Genomic DNA, 17,632 nt, shown 5'->3' with positions numbered 1-17,632 from the left:
CCATACACTTATTCTTTAAAAATGACGCCAATGCCAAGCGCACGATCAAGAAAACGGATTAGCAGCTCCAGCTGCGAACCATACTTCTCTTCAAATGCGATGAGGTTGGCATGTAGTTCATCGTGATGCGCTCTGCACAGCGGTATCACGAACAGGTCATGGGCTTTGGTTGCTGTTCCTCCCATACCATGCCCTATTATATGGTGTGGATCGTCAGCTGGTTGCCTACAGCAGGCACATTCCTGTGTTTTTACCCACTGGGTGTATTGAGGGCAAATCCAGCGCCGGCGCTTCGGTCGCAACATAAATGCTTCAGGGCAGTCCGGATCCACGCCCAACCGGAGAATAGGTCTCCCTGCATCCTGATCACCCGTCACCAGATCCCCTGTTATGGCATGGCTTTCCCTCTTATCCAGACGTCTTTTAAGTATGTCGGCCGCGGGTATTGCCGGGATGATGTCGCTGTCCCTATATACCGAACGGTGCGGCTCTGGAGCTATCCGCAAGGCCTTTTCAGCCATAGCCTCCGTTATCGCATCAGAAATCCCAGACTGAACAGCCCACCAGCACAACTCTGCCAGGGATAATGTCCTTTCCCGGGTGCATCCAAGCGAAAGCAGGACCATATCGATGACCCAGTCGATAACATTACGGCTTGCTATTTCCTTGATCGCCGGATCCGGCTCATCTCGAAGCTTATTGTCGCAATGCCAGCATAATAAAACGGAGCCTGGATCTTGCCTTAAGATGACTGTTTCGATGTGGTGATATCCCTCATCATGATTCTGGCATTGTCTGACAGCCAGGCTAAGCCATCGCTCCAGCCCCTCAATACCTCCCGCAGCTGTGATGACACGTGGATCGGTAAAGAAAGGAACAAGGCTGCGATCTACGGATAACGGCTGGCGAGCGTCTGGCACTTTCCCCGTCGGAAAACCGGCCATGTACTCGGGCTGTGGAGTTATTAGAACGCGCCCCTGAGCAAAGAGGCTCATCAGCTCCTTTCCCGGTTTAAAGAGTACTACGCCGAGGCGGGGCACAATCTCTGGTGTTAATAATCCGCGCAAGATCATCCCCTACTGCGTGACAATGCCGAGCAGTCTCAGAAGCTCGGGAAATTTTGATTCAAAAAAATGTGGCTGAGTCTCCCGGGGATTCGCAGGGCTGGTGATATTTTTCCCGTAAAGGCAGCCTTTGGCTGTTACAGACCAGAATTTTTTTACTCCGTTTAATCCGCTCCGGCTTTGCCGTTCCTTCTGATCCACGATCCCGGCACGCGCCATTAAGTGATATGCCTGGTTTGCAGTTAGCCGTATCCCATGGGTTTTAAGCAGAGCACTAAGCGAGAGTGTTGGCCGACTGGATCCATCCATGGCGCCGGCTGGAGCATCAATCGCATAAGCTGGCATTAAATCTGGAAGCCCGGCCGCCTGTTGCAATTTCTGGTAAGCACCAAGTTTGGAAGAATTTGAGAGGTTTAATGTTCGGGATGCTGACTCCAGCAAAATGACACCAGCCTGAATACGATCGGAGGTCAGCGCTGTCATAGTATTTTGCACCGCATCAAACGTTCTGATGACTTTCAGATTGAAGGCGGCGCTAATCCACATTGCATAGGCATACACCAATTCCTTGCAGGCGTATGTCCCAGGGTTGATCCCTCCTCTCACAACATCGACAGGGGCAAACGCCATATCTGGCGTTAGCTCAGCAATCAACTGAGCTGCCATCTCGGACCGAAGCCAGCGGTTAGGATTATGACGTTCTTCTCCACCAGCTGCGCGCTGAAAGTCATTTAAACAAAATCGACCTGCTGAATCCCGGCGAACGAAAATACCTTCTATCGCCAAATGAGAGTGGTTTTTGGGCGCACCATAGCCCATAACGTGGTTAGCCATATTTATCTCCATACACTTTAACGTGACGATCGGGCCTGCACGCCCGGTTCGTTTACACACCTTGAGATTAATGCCTGATTGCATAGTCTTCAACCTACCACTGAACAAACATCCAGCACTTTATTGAATGCCGTTATGGTGATCTCAACTCTCCCTCCCTTTGCATTCTCACCCCACTCGATCGTCATTCTCTTAACCTGGCTGTCATCCTCCCAGATACCGGCGTATGTAAGTGCGTCGAAAAGCGCCTTATTGTAGTTGTCCAGATCGCGGCGGCGGTAATCAGGCGGATACAGGACAATGACTACCTCCGCTGGTGAAGCGGAGGGTTTTGGGACTGCTTTCAGCTGTTCGATAATCGCTGCTCTTACAGCATGTTTGAATTTGCGGCCGGCTTCGCTGACCAGCAATTTACCTTTTGCAGTCCCCTTATTTGGGGAACGCCAGTAGGAGTTCACGCTGGGCGGAAAAGGAAGAATAAATTTCATTCATCCTCCAGGGGAATTTTTAGTTCGAAAGGGACTTCCCCACCGCAATAACATATCTGCCCCAGTTCGGACATGAGGCTCCATAGCGTCATTTTCGTAAACCCATTTTCATCCTTTGACGGTGGTTCAAACTCACCAAAAATGGAGGGGTGGCGAATACGGTTTTCTTCATGCTGACGCTCTAAAAACACAAGGGCGACATCACTAAGTTTGACTTTAACGAGGGTATTAAGATTTATGACAAATTCCCTCTGAGGGGGAAAATTAACGATGCTTATACCGCGGGAAACCCCGCGGGTGATTTTGATCGCACCCTTCTTCTCCAGCGCTTTGAGATGACTTGCCGCAGCATTGGGGGACCGGCACCCCAACATGCCGGTCAGTTCATAGGTGGTTGGCGGAAATCCATGGGCGCGCTGGTACTCAATGAGCAGGTTAAGAACTTCCTGCTGCCTGATAGTTAACTTTATCATGCCGCAAACTCCTCTCTGTTTACGCACAATTCCGGAAGGTTTGCCCTCACCAGCGCATCAGCGAACGGGGGCGGAACGGCATTGCCGCAGCGTGCAACCTGCTTATCCTTCGCATACTTCACCCCTCGGTAATCCCGATCGATGATGTACCACTCCGGAAAGCCCTGCGCCCGGTAAAGCTCATGCGGTTGCAGCATTCGCATCCCGATATCAACGATGCGGTAAGTAATTCCGCCGATATCCACCAGCCCGGTGCTATCCTCCCCGCAGTATTGCTGCAGGAACGCCAGCACCTGCTGCGCGCGCTCTTCGTCATAGTCCGCGACCGCCAGAGTCGTTTTAACCTCCCCTACGTGCTGGCCGCCGGCAGTGATAGTCGGCATCGGCTCGTCAGTTGTCTGGCCATCACGACAGGTACCGCGGAGTTTTATCAGGTGGGACGTGACCATTGCAGCATCAGCCTTTGTCGTCATGGTCTGTAGTGGCTCGCTAACGTCTCGCGGCCTGCTCTGCCCAGCTCGACCGCCAACACCAACAATCTGAGCAGTAACCAGCGCGTGATGATCGACCGTGGTAACTGAATGAGCGGGTTCGCCCAGGTCAATACCGGCGCCCTGGTAGTTCCCGCCGTAGTGTTTCGCCAGAAATGCTGACACCAACTGATATTTACCTCCCCCTCCAGCGGTAATCGTAGCGCACGGTACGTCCGCCCGGTGGCCGATGCTGGAGCCAAACTGCCGGGCAATAACCGGAGCGACAACGCAGGCACGGGACTCTTTCAGGATGGTGTGAGCAGGTTTATCAAGCGGGCGCGGTTTAGCCTGGTATTCGCTGCCACCGTTGCCAGCGAGGAACGGGACAAGGCCCGCCTCAACAATCCCCAGTGCATGACCATTCCCGCCCGGGCGCCTGGACGTGCCAGCCGTCACCGTTGGTAACGGTTCGGTGACTGGTTGACCGGTTGCGCCGGTGCGGAACTTCGTCAGATGAGGTACCGCGATTGCGTATCCGTGGGTTTTCGTAATCGTCTGCAGCGGTTCAGTGAGAGCCTGCCCCCGGAAGCAATCGTATTTGCCTTTAGTGGTAGTGTGATTACACTTCACGATAAACGGCGACGCGCTTTCGATAACAAAGCGTTGGATGCCGCGCGCGATCCGCTTCAGCGTATTCTCTGCCAGAGACTTTTTGCGGTCGAATATGCTTGGCGCTGGAATTGACCAGTCGATGCATTCTGCAGCTGTGCGCCATGGTGCCAGTTTGCCAGAAATCACCGCAGGCGATTTCGGATCCCCGTGAGTAGCTGCCGGCCAGACTATCGGCTGCCCGTCCCGTCGCATAACCATGAAGAAACGTTTTCGGATAGTTGGCGCGCCGTAGTCGCAGGCGCGCAATTCGCGATAATCGACGTCATAGCCCAGCCCGGTAATCAAACGCATCGCCTGTTCGCTATCCGGCGATAACTCCAAAAATTCGCAGCATTCCAACAACGCAGGGTGATCTGCAGGAACTCCGGATGTCAGCATGCCTACGAACGCCTCGAACGTTTCACCAACGCGGTCCGGATCCGGACGCATTTCCGCCGCCAGTAGTGGACCCCACGTTTTAAACTCTTCGACGTTCTCCAGCATCATTACCCGCGGACCAACATCCAGCGCCCAGCGAAGAACGATCCACGCAAGCCCACGAATCGCTTTTTCAACTGGTTTAGCTCCTTTCGCTTTGGAAAAGTGGCGACAGTCTGGGGAGAACCAGGTCAGGCCAACAGGTTTGCCGCTGGTTGCTGCGCCAGGAGAAACATCGAACACGCTTTCGCAGTAGTGCAAGGTATCCGGATGATTGGTACGGTGCATGGCCACAGCGTTTTCATCATGGTTAATGGCAATATCGACACTACGCCCAAGAGCCATCTCAATCCCGGTAGAAGCGCCGCCGCCTCCGGCAAAGTTATCAACGATAATTTCACGCATGGCTAACCCCCTGCATACTGCTGACCAGCCCGCTGGCAATAGTTATGATTTCGGTACTGGGCGTACGCTCAAGCCACAGCTGATTGATGTGTGCCTTCAGCTTGTTTTGCTGAGACTCGTTAAGATGATTCACGCCTTCGACTCGCTCAAAAACCAGGCCTACTTCCAGTGGCCATATCCGGCTTTCGGGTAAGGTCTGTTTGGCAACTGAGAGAGCTTCCCGAACATGGCTGCGGATCAGTCTGCTGTTGAACCAGCTTGCTTTATCCAGGTTGCTAACAATATCGATGAATTCAGTGACCGGGCATGTGTCGATAAACTCTGCATACACCGAATTCATGCGTTCTATGGTTTCTTCACGTGCAATTGTGGATCCGAGATCAACACCGTTAAGCCAGCCCACCAGCGCTTGTTTCGCAGTTTGTTTGATGATCAGGGATTGAGCTGTGGCGATCACTTCTGAGTTAACCGGCGTAAACTCCGGTTTATCCACTGAATCAGCCGCCCAGGTATGGCCAAACTTTGACTCTGCAAAGGTGTACTCGGCTTTATCTCCAAAAGCCGCAACCACGCAAGCCCAGGATCGTATGCCGCTTTTCGCGAGGATTTCATCCTGAAGAAGCGGGATTTCAGTTTCAGCTTGATCTGTCTGAGGCTGATCCGTTACTGAAGCTGTTGCCTGTTTACCCACGGCGTACTGGGCCAGGGCCATACTCGCACGCCCCTTCGCTTCAAGAGCCACACGATCGATATAGCTAAAGCGCTCCCCTCGCCATGACTTATCAAACACAACAATCGCCCCGGCAAAGAAGGCACTGGTCGGCTTCTGCTTATCGTCCGCCGGCTTAAACCAGGTAGGCAGATCGAAACCGATGCGACCGCGAATAAAACAGACATGATCCGCATCTTCTGGCCACCATGTCTCACTCGTCGCTGACTTCACCAGAAAGACATAACGACCACCCTTTTCACGCTGAGCGGATGCATAACTCATGATGTGGGTCATGCCTGTGATCGCCTGCTTTTCGTGATATTGAGAACGGCTATACGGCGGATTTCCAAATGCCGCGCCGCCGAGTTCTATCAGTCGCCCCGCCCAGTCCTGCGTCAGGGCATTGTCTTCTGCTGAGTACCACGCAGGGCATTTTGCGTTGGTTTCGTCTGCAAAGAGGTCCAGCACCAGCGGGCCATACATAGCGTTAACCCCCCAGAACAACAGATCGGGCGTTCTCCACTGGTCGCCGACCTCCTTGAGATAGTGGGCAGGTGCAGCACGTAATGCATCCAGAGCATCACAGTAATGGCTTCTGGTGATTGGGAGTTCGGCCTCATCCACCAGCATTTCCCCTTCGCTGGTCGTGTTCAGTCGATGCACAGATCACCTCCGCAGTAATTCCCGGCTAACGGACACTCAGTGTGTGATTTCCCCATGCGTGCTTTCCGGAGGCAGGCATTTTTCTGACGAATGTAATACTCAAGAGTTTTCTGGCTGCAGCTTGAGGTACTGAGCTGGTGCCACACAGTAGCGGCCCGGCGATACAGGCTGCGCTCTTCTAGTTTTTTAGCGGCTTTTTCCTGTTCCAGGTTTCCTCTGGACTTAAAGTCGTCCTGTAGATCATCGCAGCAGGATGCATCATCGATGACTCGATAAATAAAGCCGCACGAGGTTGCTTTGGTTTCCAGGCGCCCTTCTGTGTACAAGCGATATACGGCACTTTTCACAGAAACAGGTTTGCAGTCAGGAAAGGCGGCAATGATATCGCGCATTTTCTGATCTGGGTTTTTAACAATGAATTCAAAGGCCATTTGAGTAATGTTCATCCACGAAACCCCTTCGGTATGGTTGTTTGCACTGCACCAATTTGGTTGATATCCCGCGGCTTACTTCTGTCCCAGCATTCCCGTGGCGGTCGCCCTTTGGCATCCCAGCGGATAGCGCTCTGCAGATAGCCTTCGAATTTTTTAGGACCAAAAAGCGTCTCGGGGCGCATGTACTGGTATTGCTCGTCGTTGCCATGCCAGTGCTCATGCTTAACGTCGATAACGAGTTTCAGATCTGGAACCGTATGCCCCTCACGTAGACGTGCCCGAATGTTTTCGAGGGAAGTTTTTGACTTCTGAAACCGGGAGCCACTGACTTGGTTCAGATGCGTCAGAACTTCGATCGCATGGTCAGTGATCACCACTTCAGGATCCGGCTTATCGTCGGGTTCCGCAGGAGCCCGACAAGAAGGTTTTTTAGATGACGGATCTAATGACGGATCTAATGACGGATCGCCTTCAACCATTGAGGGGTCCCCCCGCAATATTTGAGGGGATGCAGACCCATTATTTGAGGCATCAGAAATTGCCCCCTCAAATTTTGAACCCTCAATTTCTGAGGCATCAAATTTTGATTGCTCACGCGGGGTTGCGTAGAAGAGTTTTGCTTCAGCTGCTGCACGTTCCAGCATATCGACGTTGAGTTTGTAGACGTTCGAATTATTCTTGCCGCCTACGCGACGCTCCTGCTTCTTCAGCCACCCTTTCGCCTGAAGTTTTTTAATGGCGCTTCGAACAGTATTCTCGCTCTTTGCCCCGATCTGTCGCTGAATAGTTGTCACAGCAGGCCACGATATTCCTTCATCGTTGCTGAAGTCAGCCAGGCGGGCCATGACCGCTATTTCAGATATGATCAGGCCTTTGAAAGCACAGGCTTCCCATACCAGACCGTGTAATTTACTGCTCATGGCTGCCCTCTACTTCCCTGAATTTTCGTTGAAACTGATCGAGTGGGCTAAAACACTCGTGCGGATAGCCTTCCCTGAGGTAAATGACACGATTCGTCTCACGTTCCCACCGTATGACTCTGACGGGCTTGCCATAGTGGTCTCTGAACTTTCGGTTAACTTCGCGCATAACGCTTTTACCCTCCGGTTAAAGACCCCCACAATCGCCGTTGCCCGGCTGTGGTTACATGAAACCCATTTACCGCATACCATGCGTTCATACCGAAACAGCGCAGCACCCGTCACCGGACGCATACGTAGTTGCGGTAACCTGAGATTTACGATTAAATTGCTCATGCGGATTATTTCTCCATACACGTTGATTTATCTGCCACGACGCCCGGAGCTGCACACTCGCGGGCGTCACTCTTTTCTGGCTGACAAAAGACACGGAAAAGTAACGTTAAATGCTCCTGCCATTTCGCCATGACCTGGTAACTGTTCTCCTCAATCTGTTCGCGTTCGGCCTGGTCAATAACACCGTCCGCAGTGGCTTTGCGTAGATACTGCGAGTGTTTTCCTATCCACTCGATCGACTCCATCAGGCGCTGGTTAATATCGGCGTTGTCAACTTCCTCGATATCGGCCAGTGGCACGAATACCCCGTTCGAATGGCGTGCTATCGCATTGGCAATGTGGTTTGATCCACCAGCACGCTGCAGGACCATTGCCCAGCCGATTGGGAAGATCTGATCACCATCCGAGCGAAGGCGGTTAAATAACGCATTTTCTGTAACGCCCAGCCATTCAGCGGCCTCTTCATAACCACCATCTAAATCGGTGATCGTCTTTTTGATCGCAGCCACTAGCCATGCCGGTTGCTTATCGACTTTCCACTCAGGTTCTATACCCACGGCTTACCCCTTATCTCTGTGGTGTCATTCATGCTTTATGTGGATTAGTCTTCTCATAAAGCTCAGGACGAAAAATGAGCTTTCCATTGGTACGATATGCAGCTTCAGCAGCACGACCTTTAGGGATCAGACTACCCGGGCGTTTTCTCCATTGATAAAAAGCCTCAGGAGAAACGCCGAAGAAATCAGCTGCCTTATTGGGAGTTCCGAAGAACGTTTCTAACTCTGTTGTTGTCATACACCCTCCTAAATTTATTTAGATATTACTTCCAAAGCAAATTTAGGTCAATTAAAGCTAAGATAATTTAGTTTTCATAACATGGCGAACCACAGTGAGCACATTTGGAAGTCGTTTAAAATCATTGAGAAAGGACCGTAAACTTACCCAGAAGCAACTGGGTAGAGTTGTTGGAGTGACAGATGTCACCATTGGGTACTGGGAGAAAGATCAAAACATACCTGGAGGTGTCTCGCTGACTAAATTAGCGCGGTATTTTGGGGTTTCTGAGGACTTTCTCCTAACCGGAAAAGAGGAGCTCTCAAACGTAACGCCAGGTAACTTGGGCGCTATGCAGATCCCTATCATAAGCTGGGTACAAGCCGGCACTTGGACATCTGAAAGTGATGCTCGTAATTTAGAGGGCGCCGTGGATTACATTTTAACTAACGGCGCTCATTCGTTTGGTACCTTCGCACTTAAGGTACGTGGAAAATCGATGGAGCCGGAGTTCAAAGAAGGAGACACTATCATTGTGGATCCTGACTTGTGTCCAGGCCCTGGGGACTATGTTGTAGCCAAAAACGGTAGTGAATACGCCACTTTTAAAAAATACCGTGCAAGAGGTGTCAACGAGGACGGCGAAGAGGTATTCGAATTGGTCCCCTTAAACCCTGATTTTGCTGCTTTAAATTCTGCTGTAGAAAAAATTTCCATCATCGGTGTTGTTGTCGAACACCGCCGCCAGATGCGACGCTAATCTTCCTTCCTTCCCTTACCAATGGTGAAAACTAAAAATATTTAGCATTTTCACCTTGACCAAAAAACTAAATTATTTTAGATTTTATTCATCAGCCGCGGACTTACAGTACGCCGAAGTGCAGCCACTAGAGACATACGAAACCATGGTGACTCGCTAAGCATTCAACCGAAGAGGCATTCAGGATGGATAAAGAATACGAAGAATATTTTGACAGTCTGGCAGAAGGTGAAGAAGCACTGAGCTTTGCCGAGTTCTGCGAGGCTCTCTACTAAACATGGCGAAAGCCGACAGCGTTGAAGGCGATTTTCTCGGTTTGCGCGCTAAACCATAGCGGGGGTGAAATCGGGGCGGAGAAGCAGAATCCGCGATGTCGGGACTTGATACTTCCGGCCAAACCAACAAGCCGAGTGATCGCGTAACGGTCCTTTGCATCTGCCCCGGCGAGGTGGCGCCGCCGGACCGGGGTAGATGAATCGTACACAACTTGAAAGCGCATTCCATCTTCCATCGGTCGTGGGGATCGGTTTGTAACTGAAGGAGTGCGCTTCCAGTTGTGAACGGCAATATTCGCAACCGCTGTATGGCACATGCAGCTTTAGCCGCCTGAGAGTTACCTTTATCCATGCGCTCTCAGGAATTCCGGAAGAATGTGCAAGCTAAGTGTTTCAGGCACGACGTGCGCCCCACCAGCGCGGCGAAAAGGTGTGACGCCCGGGAAGAGTCCGGGACACAACGATGAGGGCATTGACGAGCAAGGCACAGAGTCTGGTTCGATTCCAGACGCCAGGATAGTTCTATATCTGGTGATGGGCAGGGAAAAGGTCCGTTCGATTCGGACACCGGCAGTGCTCTCTTCGTTGTGGTAATTGCGGCTATGCGCACGTGACGAGCCAACCCGTTCTTTGAGTACGTTTCCGGGCAGTGTACGTCGCCGAGATTGGCTAACACCGGCAGGTGGAGGCACCACCGCCACCACTTTAATAACGGTGCTGTAAAAAGATAAGCGAGGCATAAATAGTGAAAAATTACTGTCTTGAAAGATATTGCGAACTACGAAAAGAGGGTTTCGCAGCAATCTCCGCCCTCTTTTATGCCCGCAGAGCTTGGGTTAATTCAGGATATGAACGTCACCGTAACAACTGATAGCTGTGTGTAGTTTGGCGGTGCCAGTTTCCCTTTGTTTCTGGTACCGCCCTTTTTACACAAGACACAAGAGCATCACCGGGCGACGGGCTCATAACCCAATCCACCCGGGCGGCCGTCAACCGCAGATGCTCTTCTGTGTTGTGTATGGAGAAACCGTCGGCGGTGGCAGCCGCCCTAACAAAGAGGTAGTGCTATGAGCAATGATCGCATGACCAATGTTCCAGATTTCCTGGGCGAACTGGATGCTGGCGTGTTCATCAACAAGATCGCCGGGGCGCTCAATACCGCCGCACTGGGCGTTTTGAACAATGGCAGCAAAGGCAAAGTAGTACTGACTTTCGACATCGATCGCATGGGCAATTCGATCGAAGAAAAGCGAGTCATGATCAAACACAAACTGCAGTACATCACCCCCACCCCGCGCGGGAAAGTTTCTGAAGAAGACACGACAGAAACGCCGATGTTTGTTAACCGCGGCGGCAAGCTGACCATCCTGCAGGAAGACCAGGGCAACCTGTTTACTCTGAGCGGGGATCCGGATGCAAAGCTGCGAGCGGCTCAGTAGGCCGCGATTAACGTGCTTTTAGATTAACTGTATTCATCTTTAAGGAAATTTTATGTCCCAGCAATTAGACAGCAGCGCAATTAAACAAATTAAAGACCTGGTGCTTTCTGGCTACCACCTGAACGACATTCACAGTCTGGCCTGCCCGACAACCATTCTGCCGGAAGGTACTGCCGTCGCTAGCCTTGAGCGTTTCGCACTGGAGCGTTACCGCTTCCGCGGTGCCATGGACACAACCAGCATTGACGATTTCGTTCGCTATTCCGTTGGTTATGCCCAGGAAGACGAAAAAGCCCGTTGCTTCATCGATGCCGACAACATGCTGGCGTGCTCTATCTTCAACATCGGTACTCTGGATAATCCTGGCCACGCTGATAACGTCGCCTCGATCAAGCTGAAGAAAACAGCCCCATTCCGCGCGCTGCTGTCGATCAACGGCGATCACCTTAACCAGAAGCAAATCGCCGAATGGCTGGAAGACTGGAGTGATTACCTTTTGGCATTCGATGCTGATGGCGGCTCTATGAGTATTGCCAATGCTGCTCAAGCTGTTCGCCGCGTTACCATCCAGAAAACCAACGCTGCCGATCATGAAGATGGTGATTTCCGCGGTAAGAAAACACTGATGGAAAGTATCGAAGCCAGCAGTAAAGACGTGATGCCGGCGGCATTCGAGTTCAAATGCGTTCCCTATGAAGGGCTCGGTGAACGCCGTTTTAGCCTTCGCAATAGCCTGCTGAAAAGTAGCGACCCGGTATTCGTCCTGCGTATCGTCCAGTTGGAAGCCCAGGAAGAAGCGATCGCCAATGAGTTCCGCGACCTGCTGACTGGTAAGTTCGATGGAAAACCTGTCGAGACCTTCATCGGTACTTTCAAAGCCTAAGCCTGATTGCTCAACCTTAAATCTCCGCTGCTGCGGGGATTTATTGAAGCGTAATCCTTTTATTTATCGCCTTCTGGCGAGGGATTTCTATACCCAAATAACAGCGCTGTGCAGGCGTAACGTATGGAGAAAATAATGAGCTTTATTCAAACCCTTTCAGGCAAACACTTTAATTATCTCGATATCCAGCAAGACGCGATCGAGATAGAGGATATTGCCACCGCCCTCTCGCATATCTGCCGATTTGCCGGCCACCTGCCAGAGTTCTACAGCGTTGGACAGCACAGCGTTTTATCCAGCCTGCTCGTACCGCAGGAGTTCGCACTTGAGGCACTTCTTCACGATGCTGCCGAGGCTTACCTGCAGGATATTCCGGCTCCGCTTAAGCACCTTTTACCTGACTATCGCGCAATGGAGATTCGGGTTGATGCTGCAATACGTCAGAAATTCGGCCTGCCTGATGAGCAACACCCGACCGTTAAATATGCCGACCTGGTGATGTTGGCCAGCGAACGTCGTGACTTTGAGATCGACGACGGCACTGTCTGGCCCATGCTCGAAGGCATTATTCCAACGGATCAATTCGTTATTAATCCGGTTCGCCCAGGCCAGGCCTACGGGATGTTCATGAACCGCTTCCACCAGTTGATGGAGCGGCGCTAATGGCACATATGAAAGTTAAAGAACTGGTCGCTGCAGCTTACGCTGCGGCACCCGATCTACCACCGGAAAAAGCAGAGTTAATGCGCAATATCGCTTCCCGGCTGGATGTTACGTTCATCGCCCTTACCGAAGCTATGGACCAAAACACTGCGCAGGCTGCAGTGTTGGCAGGCCTTAATGGGGTGAAAAACCATGGCTAAAAACTCGATCGAGGTGTACGGCGCCAGCGGCAAGACGAACGTTTTAACGTTTGAACCTGAACACCTGCATCTGATTACCGACAAAACTCACCCGCTCTACGATGAGCGGGTCCATCTGCCGATCGACGAAGGGATGGTACTGAACATCAAGGAGCTGGGGGTACTGGAGCCGATTATCGTCTGGAAAGACCCAGAATCAGGGCTCACCTGCGTAGTTGTAGGCCGCCAGCGTGTTAAGCATACCCTTGAGGCAAATAAGCTTCTTTTGAACGAGGGCAAAGCCCCACTGCTTGTTCCTGGCGTCGTTAAGCGCGGATCAGCAAATCAGATGGCTAAATACATGGTCAGCGAAAACGAAATTCGCCGACCTGATACACCGCTTGGCCGGGCTAAAAAAATGTCAGACGCACTCGACCGCGGGCTCGATGAGGACGACATTGCAGTGTTGTTTGGCTGCAGCGTTCAGACCGTTCGAGCAACGCTCTCCCTCCTCGAGGCTACCCAGGCCGTCCGGGAAGCTGTAGAGGCTGGCACAATTACCGTTACCCAAGCGCGCCAACTGGCATCGCTTAAACCCGAAGAGCAACGGGAGAAGGTCAAGCAGATCGAGACAGCGACCGCCGGCACCACGGGCCATGAAAAAGCCCGGCGACAGCGTCAGGTTCTTGGTGAAGCAAAGCCGCGTATCAAATCACGCAAGGAAATTGCAAAAGCCCTCGAAGATGCCAGCGGCGAGTATGCCGAGGCTCTGCGCTGGGTGCTTGGGGAGGTGGTATGAATATTGATCCTGAGAATTACAGCAAATACACCCTCCGTCGGTTCGACGCCATTTTGGATGTGATCTGCTGGGTGCTGATTGCCGTAGTAACCGTTGGTATCTGCATGTTTATTGAATGGTGGACAGCATGAACATCTCAACAGTAAACGAACTCATTCAGTCGCTGGAGAGCGCAGGCGAGCTGTCGATCAGAGAGCAGAAGTTCCTGAAGCTGGCGAAAGCGTTTAAGCAGCTGGCTGCGGAGAATGTGGCGCTGAAACAGTTCCCTGAAAAGATAGTTAAGTTTATCAGCAGGCTTGGGACAAGTGAGATTGGCAGCGACACGAAAGAGACAATTGGGTTGGCGGCAAGCCGCATTAAAACGCCCGCCACCGATCGCATCGTAGCCGGGATTAAGGCTGATGGGGTAGCAGAACGGGAAAAGGCCATCACATTCACCGCAGCTAAAAAGCGCACACAGGATGGAGTGGCGTTAATCGCTATCGGCAAGCCTTATAAAATTCACAACGATGATGTGATCGGCGAATTCTTCATCGGTGAGAGTGGGCGCTACGGCGTAATCACCATGGACCGTCTCGACTACTTCACAACGTCTGACGAATACGCATGGGAGTTTTCGCTGCGCGAGGGGGCCGACAAATGAGCAAGTCATTCCCTGAGTGGTGGAAGCACGGGCAGAAGGTTCGCACAGCAAATGATGGCGTCCTGACTCTCAATATTGCCGAGGACTCTGAATACTGGTTAACCAATAATGCAGGGAAAGAAGTGTCTGTTTTCTCAATGGACATCCTTGGACCAGCATCGGTTCCTGAGGCGTGCAGCATGACAACTGATATCACCGAACTGGCGCTGATTACCAAAATCAAAAAGCAGCTCGAAAACTTTGACACTGTGGTGCTGAAAGAGGCTGAGGCTAAAGCGCTGGTAGAGGCGCTGGAGAAGGCGCAGCAGCACATTGCGCGCCAGGAGCAAATTATCCTGAATCAGGATGAGTCCCTGTCTATTCGTCGCGGTGAACTGGAGAAGGCGCAGCGCGCCAATGCCGCACAGGATGACCATATCAACCAGCAGCAGGACCGTATCGAGTCGCTGGAGAAGAAAAACGCCGAGTTGGGCAAATATTCTGGGAATCTAGAGGACAAAATCATTGAGCTGCATCAAAAGACCGAAATTGACCCACGCACTCACGAAATTATCGACCTGAAAGAGCGCATCGCCGCTCTGACCTCCGAAAATGCTGCGTTAAAAGACAGCGTAGAGAATGCGGCCGGATGCATTAATGCCGCATACACCGAAGGATTGATTGATGTTCTTGCTGAAAGCAGTGACGAGCGATTGGTAGACCTGGTTAAGCGTCGCCTGCTGTTCGCATATCTCCCGGTAGAAGCACCGGCAACTGATGATGCCCTGGTTGCTATGGGTGATGCTGTTTTGCTGGAGCAACTTGAAGACAGCAGAAAAGCCATCGTGAGTCAGTCAAATATCATCGCCGAGCTGGAGTCCCGCACCGTCACCCCTGTGACGTATTCAGAGAATGCCGACGCTGACTATTGCCGCAAATGGGCATGGGAGCAGGTTAAAGACGAGGTATCAACGGAAGATTGGACTACTGGAGATAGCATCACCTACTTCGGTTTCTTTTGCTGGGGATGGGATATGCGCCGTCAGTATAACGAGCAGCGCCCCGTCACCGTGAAGATTCCCTATCTGCCGGGCGACTGCGACAGAACGGAGGCCCATTATAAATACCAGGCGGCATTGCGCGCCGCTGGCATCAAGGTGGAGGCTGAGTAGATGGCTGCCTTTAATTACAATGAAATGTTTTATTACGAGAGTGGAAACATCTACTGGAAGATTAACGCATCTCGTAATACGCCAGTTGGCACTTTGGCAGGTAGTAAAGATAAGTCAAGGGGATATTGGAGCGTCCACATTAAAGGAAAGTCATTCAAACGCTCAAGAATAATATACGAAATGCACCATGGACCAATCCCTTCTGGCATGCAAATTGACCATATAAACGGCGTTACCTCAGATGACAGAATCGAAAATCTTCGGATTGCCACCCAATCTGAAAACCAGATGAACAGAGGAATCATGAAGCACAACAGTAGCGGAGTTAGAGGGGTTAGCTGGGACCCGAGAAAGCAGCGCTGGAGGGCTCAGGTTCAAATTAATGGAAAGTGCAGGCACTTAGGGTATTTCAAAGAAATACATGAAGCTGCGATTGCTGCAGAAAGTGGTAGGCGGTCTTTATTTGGCGAATTTGCAAGAGTAGGTGATTGAGATGAAAAAAGATAACCAGCCCGCGCCGGAATATCCCGAAGTGCTGCCCTGTTCGGTATTGCTTGAGCCAGGGTTGCGCTTTGGCAAGGGCATTAAAACCAGCACCATGCTTGCCGCCCTGGCGCGCAGGGCCGTATACGAATCAGATATGGCTGCGCTATCACCGGAAGAGAGAGCGGATTTTCAGACGCGAATTGAGGAGTTCAAAGCGCTGATTGCGCAGCCAGCGCCGGTAGTGCCGGAGGGTTACGTGATGGTGCCGAAGGTGGCAACAGAAAAAATGCTCATAGCAGGCCTGGAGGAAGCAGACCCTCTTGGCAGTCTAATCGATTGGAATGCATCCCAAGGCGACTGTAATACGCGCGAACAGGTTCAGGGAATGTTTGAAGCCATGCTCGCAGCCGCCCCGCAGTCACCCGGCAGTGAACCCGCTACCGTGCCGGGTAAATGGATTCCGGTAAGCGAGCGGATTCCTGATTGTTGGTGCCGCGCGTGCCGTCCTGTGGCCATTAACGATATGCGCTTCGTGGTGTGTCCAGACTGCGGGAACAAGAGATGCCCGCGAGCGAATGACCACAGAAACGCCTGCACTGGAAGCAATGAGCCAGGCCAGGAAGGAAGCGCATATCCGGATATCCAGCAGGAGGGAAAATGACTATAGCCATTGATCGACTTAAAGAAGTGACAAGGGTCTTTGGTCGCAGGCATATCGCCTACCAGATGGCCAGAGAACTGCTGGAGATTTATAGCGGTAACGGCCCGGTTGTCTGGAATGTGTTGAGCGATTTCCCTCCTGAAGTTAACGGGAAATATCTGGTGATGACCAGCTATGGTGATATTCGGACCGCCTGCTATGACTGTGAATCAGGGGAATGGCGGGCCTCAGATGGCACCATTACCGGAGTTATCAAATGGATGGATTTGCCAGCCGCACCGAAGGAGGTGAAAGGTGAATAAGGCTGAACTGCTTGAGAAGATATCAGCGCTCGCTACTGAATGCCACACGCTGGCCTGTGAGCTTGATATTGGTGATGAGCGAACCGAAATATTCGAAATCTACAGCGTGCTACACAACCTCGGTCGCCGCGGGTACGCCTGCCAGGTAGGGCGGCGAATGAATCCATTGCTCGCATCCTGCGATGACGACGATGATGACGATGATGACTGATGCCAAGTAAATTAAAGCGCCGGCGATGGAGGCGTATGCGGGATGATTTAGCTTGGTATAAGGAGGAAGCAAAGGACCTTCATTGCCGCCTTTTGGAATTAGCCGATGAAGTTGCAAACCTTCGCAAACAGATTCTCCCAGGATCTAAGCTGATTATTGCCAAAATGAAGATTTACGAAACAGATAAGGATAATCGAGACCACCAGCTATGCAGAAGATGTAATGACGGACTTCGAGGTGGGTGTTCGTCATGTTCTTTTAACGTTCGATAACCGGGTGCAGCCGGTTTATGGAGAAATAGCCATGGCAAAACTAATGAAAGCGAGTCAATGGGGAAAACGCGAATTTACCAAAGACTCTATTCCAGATAACAGAACCATTAAACGTTGGGTAGAAAATGGCCTTCTCACTGGAAAAATTGTAGACGGCACTGTGTTCGTCTACGAGTCTGAAAAGTGGGGAGTAGACTCAATGGTAAATCATACGGTTCTTCAGCTAATAAATGAAGGTTGACC

At 51.6% G+C, this 17,632-nt stretch carries 25 protein-coding genes; 14 read left to right on the top strand and 11 right to left on the bottom strand.

Going from position 1 to position 17,632, the window contains the following annotated elements; all coding sequences use genetic code 11:
• Positions 1-8: 8 nt before the first annotated feature.
• The 11 genes from CWM61_RS09155 to CWM61_RS09105 form a co-directional block, all read right to left on the bottom strand.
• Positions 9-1,067, bottom strand: coding sequence for a DUF968 domain-containing protein (locus tag CWM61_RS09155; protein WP_165785262.1), 1,059 nt, complete (start codon positions 1,065-1,067; stop codon positions 9-11).
• 9 nt (positions 1,068-1,076) lie between these two features.
• Entirely contained in the window at positions 1,077-1,898 is an 822-nt protein-coding gene (locus tag CWM61_RS09150; protein ID WP_050418595.1) for a KilA-N domain-containing protein, read from the bottom strand.
• Positions 1,899-1,987: 89 nt separating this feature from the next.
• Entirely contained in the window at positions 1,988-2,386 is a 399-nt protein-coding gene (locus tag CWM61_RS09145; protein WP_042934062.1) for a RusA family crossover junction endodeoxyribonuclease, read from the bottom strand.
• Positions 2,383-2,859, bottom strand: coding sequence for an SOS-response repressor and protease LexA (locus CWM61_RS09140; protein ID WP_100631111.1), 477 nt, complete (start codon positions 2,857-2,859; stop codon positions 2,383-2,385). The genes CWM61_RS09145 and CWM61_RS09140 overlap by 4 nt, the downstream gene beginning before the upstream one ends.
• Positions 2,856-4,826 (bottom strand): DNA cytosine methyltransferase, encoded by a 1,971-nt coding sequence (locus tag CWM61_RS09135; protein ID WP_100631110.1) that lies wholly within the window; start codon positions 4,824-4,826, stop codon positions 2,856-2,858. Before CWM61_RS09135 ends, CWM61_RS09140 begins: the two co-directional genes overlap by 4 nt.
• Complete coding sequence (locus CWM61_RS09130) at positions 4,819-6,201, bottom strand: phage N-6-adenine-methyltransferase (RefSeq protein WP_100631109.1); 1,383 nt, start codon at positions 6,199-6,201, stop codon at positions 4,819-4,821. The genes CWM61_RS09135 and CWM61_RS09130 overlap by 8 nt, the downstream gene beginning before the upstream one ends.
• The gene (locus CWM61_RS09125; RefSeq protein ID WP_100631108.1) at positions 6,189-6,647 is read right to left on the bottom strand and encodes a PerC family transcriptional regulator; all 459 of its coding nucleotides are present in this window, start codon (positions 6,645-6,647) and stop codon (positions 6,189-6,191) included. The genes CWM61_RS09130 and CWM61_RS09125 overlap by 13 nt, the downstream gene beginning before the upstream one ends.
• Positions 6,644-7,555 (bottom strand): conserved phage C-terminal domain-containing protein, encoded by a 912-nt coding sequence (locus tag CWM61_RS09120; RefSeq protein ID WP_100631107.1) that lies wholly within the window; start codon positions 7,553-7,555, stop codon positions 6,644-6,646. Before CWM61_RS09120 ends, CWM61_RS09125 begins: the two co-directional genes overlap by 4 nt.
• Positions 7,545-7,724: a DUF4222 domain-containing protein gene (locus tag CWM61_RS09115; protein WP_023322342.1), complete on the bottom strand. Its 180-nt coding sequence runs from the start codon at positions 7,722-7,724 to the stop codon at positions 7,545-7,547. Before CWM61_RS09115 ends, CWM61_RS09120 begins: the two co-directional genes overlap by 11 nt.
• A 172-nt stretch (positions 7,725-7,896) precedes the next feature.
• Positions 7,897-8,448, bottom strand: coding sequence for a YmfL family putative regulatory protein (locus CWM61_RS09110; RefSeq protein ID WP_008806043.1), 552 nt, complete (start codon positions 8,446-8,448; stop codon positions 7,897-7,899).
• Positions 8,449-8,476: 28 nt separating this feature from the next.
• Positions 8,477-8,686, bottom strand: coding sequence for a Cro/CI family transcriptional regulator (locus tag CWM61_RS09105; protein WP_032425791.1), 210 nt, complete (start codon positions 8,684-8,686; stop codon positions 8,477-8,479).
• A 94-nt stretch (positions 8,687-8,780) separates the two neighbouring features.
• On the opposite strand from CWM61_RS09105, the gene CWM61_RS09100 reads away from it, so the two are divergent.
• The 14 genes from CWM61_RS09100 to CWM61_RS09020 all read left to right on the top strand — a co-directional run bounded on the left by CWM61_RS09100 (position 8,781) and on the right by CWM61_RS09020 (position 17,630).
• Positions 8,781-9,425 (top strand): LexA family protein, encoded by a 645-nt coding sequence (locus CWM61_RS09100; protein WP_032425790.1) that lies wholly within the window; start codon positions 8,781-8,783, stop codon positions 9,423-9,425.
• 1,342 nt (positions 9,426-10,767) lie between these two features.
• Positions 10,768-11,139 (top strand): hypothetical protein, encoded by a 372-nt coding sequence (locus CWM61_RS09085; protein WP_014838118.1) that lies wholly within the window; start codon positions 10,768-10,770, stop codon positions 11,137-11,139.
• A gap of 52 nt (positions 11,140-11,191) precedes the next feature.
• Entirely contained in the window at positions 11,192-12,022 is an 831-nt protein-coding gene (locus CWM61_RS09080; RefSeq protein ID WP_049009157.1) for a YfdQ family protein, read from the top strand.
• 135 nt (positions 12,023-12,157) lie between these two features.
• Positions 12,158-12,685, top strand: a complete 528-nt coding sequence (locus tag CWM61_RS09075) for a hypothetical protein (protein ID WP_049181653.1) — start codon at positions 12,158-12,160, stop codon at positions 12,683-12,685.
• Positions 12,685-12,885 carry a hypothetical protein gene (locus tag CWM61_RS09070; RefSeq protein WP_023343167.1) on the top strand — a complete coding sequence of 67 codons (201 nt, stop codon included), beginning with the start codon at positions 12,685-12,687 and terminating at the stop codon, positions 12,883-12,885. Before CWM61_RS09075 ends, CWM61_RS09070 begins: the two co-directional genes overlap by 1 nt.
• Positions 12,878-13,663: a ParB/RepB/Spo0J family partition protein gene (locus CWM61_RS09065; RefSeq protein ID WP_100631106.1), complete on the top strand. Its 786-nt coding sequence runs from the start codon at positions 12,878-12,880 to the stop codon at positions 13,661-13,663. Before CWM61_RS09070 ends, CWM61_RS09065 begins: the two co-directional genes overlap by 8 nt.
• Entirely contained in the window at positions 13,660-13,794 is a 135-nt protein-coding gene (locus CWM61_RS30020; RefSeq protein WP_255175781.1) for a hypothetical protein, read from the top strand. The genes CWM61_RS09065 and CWM61_RS30020 overlap by 4 nt, the downstream gene beginning before the upstream one ends.
• On the top strand, positions 13,791-14,306 hold the full coding sequence (locus CWM61_RS30105; RefSeq protein ID WP_100631105.1) for a hypothetical protein: 516 nt from the start codon (positions 13,791-13,793) through the stop codon (positions 14,304-14,306). The genes CWM61_RS30020 and CWM61_RS30105 overlap by 4 nt, the downstream gene beginning before the upstream one ends.
• Positions 14,303-15,457, top strand: coding sequence for a hypothetical protein (locus CWM61_RS09055; RefSeq protein WP_133122456.1), 1,155 nt, complete (start codon positions 14,303-14,305; stop codon positions 15,455-15,457). The genes CWM61_RS30105 and CWM61_RS09055 overlap by 4 nt, the downstream gene beginning before the upstream one ends.
• Positions 15,458-15,949, top strand: coding sequence for an HNH endonuclease (locus CWM61_RS09050; protein ID WP_100631103.1), 492 nt, complete (start codon positions 15,458-15,460; stop codon positions 15,947-15,949).
• Position 15,950: 1 nt separating this feature from the next.
• The gene (locus CWM61_RS30100) at positions 15,951-16,604 is read left to right on the top strand and encodes a hypothetical protein (RefSeq protein WP_413773464.1); all 654 of its coding nucleotides are present in this window, start codon (positions 15,951-15,953) and stop codon (positions 16,602-16,604) included.
• On the top strand, positions 16,601-16,906 hold the full coding sequence (locus CWM61_RS09035; RefSeq protein ID WP_100631102.1) for a hypothetical protein: 306 nt from the start codon (positions 16,601-16,603) through the stop codon (positions 16,904-16,906). Before CWM61_RS30100 ends, CWM61_RS09035 begins: the two co-directional genes overlap by 4 nt.
• Entirely contained in the window at positions 16,899-17,117 is a 219-nt protein-coding gene (locus CWM61_RS09030; protein ID WP_100631101.1) for a hypothetical protein, read from the top strand. The genes CWM61_RS09035 and CWM61_RS09030 overlap by 8 nt, the downstream gene beginning before the upstream one ends.
• A 303-nt stretch (positions 17,118-17,420) precedes the next feature.
• Positions 17,421-17,630 (top strand): hypothetical protein, encoded by a 210-nt coding sequence (locus CWM61_RS09020; protein WP_032422972.1) that lies wholly within the window; start codon positions 17,421-17,423, stop codon positions 17,628-17,630.
• Positions 17,631-17,632: the final 2 nt, after the last annotated feature.

Source organism: Klebsiella sp. K-Nf6 (genome assembly GCF_002806655.1).
Taxonomy (GTDB): Bacteria; Pseudomonadota; Gammaproteobacteria; order Enterobacterales; family Enterobacteriaceae; genus Klebsiella; species Klebsiella variicola.
This window is presented reverse-complemented; position numbering and strand designations above follow the sequence as displayed.